Genomic DNA, 3,294 nt, shown 5'->3' on the forward strand with positions numbered 1-3,294 from the left:
AGCCTCTGATCGTCAAAGAACATATGAGGCTTGAGAACAGTAAGAATTCGCTCTTTCTTCATCCCGCCGAGAAAGAATGTTTCGTTTGAGCTTACACCCCAATTTTCAAGCGTCGTTATAACACGCTCATGAGCTGGAGCATTCCTGGCTGTTACAATTGCCGTTCTTAGAATACGATTATAATTCCTATCCTTTTCTTCCGCTCTATCTTCTAGTTTCTGCATAAAAGACAGCTTTCTGAATAAATCAGCCAGTGGCCCAGGATTGTGTGGTATATGCGACTTTTCTACTTCGTGCTGGTGAAAGGCCTCCAACTCACCATCTCGAAAGACCGTTTCAGATTCGTCATCTGCTATGACACCATCAAAGTCAAAGGCAATTCTCAGTTCACCATCTGTCAAGTCATCAACAACCTTGGTCGGCAGAACAGTACCAGCTGGGTAACCATAGTCAATTGCAGTTATGACATCTTCCTCGTTCGCTGATAGGAAGAGTGAAGCATTAAAGGCAGGTATGTAACCGTAGGGAGACTTACCTTCCATGAAAGCTGCCCTTGATATATCAAGGCCGTAATGTTCGATAGAACGAAAGACCCGCCTTCCTGTTGCAGCCGAGTTTCTTGACAACAAAACGACCTCAACAGGCTGCTCCTTTTCAAACTTTTTGTTGATCCCCAGAAAGCGCCTGATAAATGGAAACGCCACACCCATATCTAGAATAGTATCCAAGTGTTTCTCCTGGAACTCTTTGTACGCTTTCGGGCCAGATTCTCGGAAAACTCGATCCGACTCGCTCAAATCAAACAGTGCGCTTGATGAAACCGCAATTACTAGTTTTCTTTCTATCGGGTATGGCATGTTTCTGCCTTATTAGATCGAACGTTGCGCGTGAGCGGCGAGCGGAGGCGGCGCGAAGCGCCGACGTAGCGAGTCCGACTCGACGCGCTTGTTAGCGCCACTCATGACTTCGGGAAATTTGCCAAGCAGCATTTCCCTGATGGGTTTCTATACTCACATGCACATCCACGCTGCCGGGTTTCCTCCACCACAAACTCACGGATTCTTGGATCGTTCTTTGCTTCAGATTTGGTAACACCGAAGCAGTAACAAACTGGCGCCGCGTCGGAATCCTCTTTTACACCAATGAAAGTTCGGATTGACTGCTTTGTTAAAATCGAATCATCTTGTCCAAAATAGACTACATCGCAATCCGGGTCCGAGCAGAAGTAATACCCCTGATTTTTCTCCTTCCACAACCACGGTGACTTGATATGGTGCTTTATAGTGATCGGAGAAACCAGACCATATTCTTTTCCATTTGATGGGCATGCATGCTTCTTTGGATATGAATCGCTTGCATCCGGCTTGGCACAGCAGTCTGACATGAGTCGCTCCATTTTGCGCTAACGTATAAGCTAAGCGGCGCGGCTTTGCCGCGTCCGGTGGAGTGCGAAGCGCGGAACGAACTTGAGCGACTTGTTATGCTCCACTACCATTATAGGCAGAATACTTTTTCTACCCATGAATCATGCTCGAACGGTCCGTGAATCGACTTGAAGCAGCCACGACTTTCTTCGATGTTTCGATTGAGATCTGTAGCCACCCAATCTACTGTACAAATTACCTTATTCGTTTCGAGTATGACGCCCTTAATGATTCCTAAATGGAGTATGCGAATGCCAGTTTGGCCTTGGCCCTTCATTCTCTTTATCGCAATTCGGTCACCAGTTTGGATTTCCGAGGCTTTTTGATATTGGGCAGGCTGTTGTCCTTCAGTCCAGCCAAGCATCCAAATTCCCTGCTCAATAAATTTCTGATCTTGGTGATCAACTCCACCCCATGCTGCGCCTACTAACCAATATTTCGACATCTAAATCTCCGTTTTTGTGCATAACGTTTGCATTAACCGGCGCCGGCTTTGCCGGCGTCCGAGTTGAATGCATTGTTAGGCCATGGGGCGCTCAAAGGTTCCGAAACCATTGCTTGTCCACCGTGACCTTTTCTATCATTTCGGTTTTTACGCCGAGGCCAAACTCCTTGAGTTTTTCGGCGAGGTGCTCCCCATCAACCAAGTCGATCGGTGGCGCGCCGTCACGAGTTGCCTCTTTGATTGCCGCGGGAGTGAATGTTCCAGTAGTAATGAAAAGGCCCTTATCGGCCCGGCCCACCATTGCGCCTCTAAAGTCTCGAATCGCTCCCGCTGAGACTGATCCTTGGTACTTTTTGCACTGGAAAATTACGTGGAAACTCATGAACCCGTGGATTCTGGCGATCCCCTTACCATCGATACCGCCATCGCCGGTCCTGCCTGTCACCTCGACTTGGACAAATCCTGATTCTCTGAGCAAACGCTGAGTAAGACGTTCAAAAGCGTCCGGAGCAATCTCCTTAGTGAGCAGGTGGTAAAGGTCTTCTTGCCAGGAATCACTATCCACTCCACCTTCGTCCGTCAGCTCAATTGCATCTTCTCGATTGGTCTTCCGTAGTTTCTTTCGGGACGCCTCTTTATCGGCTTCCCGAACCTTTTTTACGACGTCTTTCGGGTTTACTTTTCGCTTCTCACGAGCGAGCGGCGTCAAAGCCCAAACACCACGAGTTGAGTTCTCCAGAAAGCCGTATTTTTTCAGATATGTACGAGCCCAAGCCATCCTGTACCCGATCTCTGTAAGGTTGCTCTTTTCGGGATTGTGAGGAACTGAGGCCAAGTCGTCGTCGATGTTCTGCATTTCGATGAGTTTCTCGTAAATCTCATCAATGGACCCTGATCCTCCGAGCTCGAACAATGCTTCGAGCAAAGGATTCATCAGGGCGTCGAATGTTGGCATCGAATCTGACATTTGTGTTCCTTTTATTGGCCTAACGTTCAAATTGAGGGGCGCGCTTTAGCGCGTCCCTCTCGAATGCAGTGTTAGGCGCGCTACTTGAGCAACTGATCAATCTCATGTTCTATGCTCGCGATGTGTTTATTAGCGGCCACGGTCATCTCTAAAAGCAGGTGCTTGAGCCTTGTCTCGTCGCGATCTTTGCTTTCCATATGATCGTAGTAAAGCTTGCGAACTTCTGGCGAAGCATGAACGCTAATGCTGGAGTATCCCCACGTTTTCGCAGGCAAATTTCCTTTTAAAACAGTGGGATAATGGAAGGTGGGGTGGACATGCACCGGCAAGATCGTGATTCTTAAGGTGACTAAGCCGAAAAAGAGCCACGAAAAAACCGATGCACGCCACGGACCTGATTCACGCAAACTTGGGGGTTGCTTGTCAATCCATTCACCGTACCCGCTTTATTAACCCGG

At 48.2% G+C, this 3,294-nt stretch carries 5 protein-coding genes; all 5 read right to left on the bottom strand.

Features of this window, described 5'->3' with window-relative positions; all coding sequences use genetic code 11:
* Positions 1 to 857 (bottom strand): 5'-nucleotidase (locus ECTPHS_RS14435; protein ID WP_008933323.1); only part of this gene is annotated, 857 nt, incomplete at its 3' end.
* 101 nt (positions 858 to 958) lie between these two features.
* Positions 959 to 1,396, bottom strand: a complete 438-nt coding sequence (locus ECTPHS_RS15445; RefSeq protein WP_371200121.1) for a hypothetical protein — start codon at positions 1,394 to 1,396, stop codon at positions 959 to 961.
* Positions 1,397 to 1,494: 98 nt separating this feature from the next.
* Positions 1,495 to 1,869 carry a hypothetical protein gene (locus ECTPHS_RS14440; protein WP_083838890.1) on the bottom strand — a complete coding sequence of 125 codons (375 nt, stop codon included), beginning with the start codon at positions 1,867 to 1,869 and terminating at the stop codon, positions 1,495 to 1,497.
* A gap of 91 nt (positions 1,870 to 1,960) precedes the next feature.
* Entirely contained in the window at positions 1,961 to 2,824 is an 864-nt protein-coding gene (locus tag ECTPHS_RS13530; RefSeq protein WP_008933325.1) for a restriction endonuclease, read from the bottom strand.
* Between the two features lie 92 nt (positions 2,825 to 2,916).
* Positions 2,917 to 3,165, bottom strand: coding sequence for a hypothetical protein (locus ECTPHS_RS14675; protein ID WP_141565371.1), 249 nt, complete (start codon positions 3,163 to 3,165; stop codon positions 2,917 to 2,919).
* Between the last annotated feature and the right edge of the window lie 129 nt (positions 3,166 to 3,294).

The organism is Ectothiorhodospira sp. PHS-1, from assembly GCF_000225005.1.
Classification (GTDB): Bacteria; Pseudomonadota; Gammaproteobacteria; order Ectothiorhodospirales; family Ectothiorhodospiraceae; genus Ectothiorhodospira.

Bases quoted from the DNA above. Each gene is read 5' to 3' on its own strand.
- ECTPHS_RS14440 (WP_083838890.1), bottom strand. From the start codon at position 1,869: ATGTCGAAATATTGGTTAGTAGGCGCAGCATGGGGTGGAGTTGATCAC.
- ECTPHS_RS13530 (WP_008933325.1), bottom strand. From the start codon at position 2,824: ATGCCAACATTCGACGCCCTGATGAATCCTTTGCTCGAAGCATTGTTC.
- ECTPHS_RS15445 (WP_371200121.1), bottom strand. From the start codon at position 1,396: ATGGAGCGACTCATGTCAGACTGCTGTGCCAAGCCGGATGCAAGCGAT.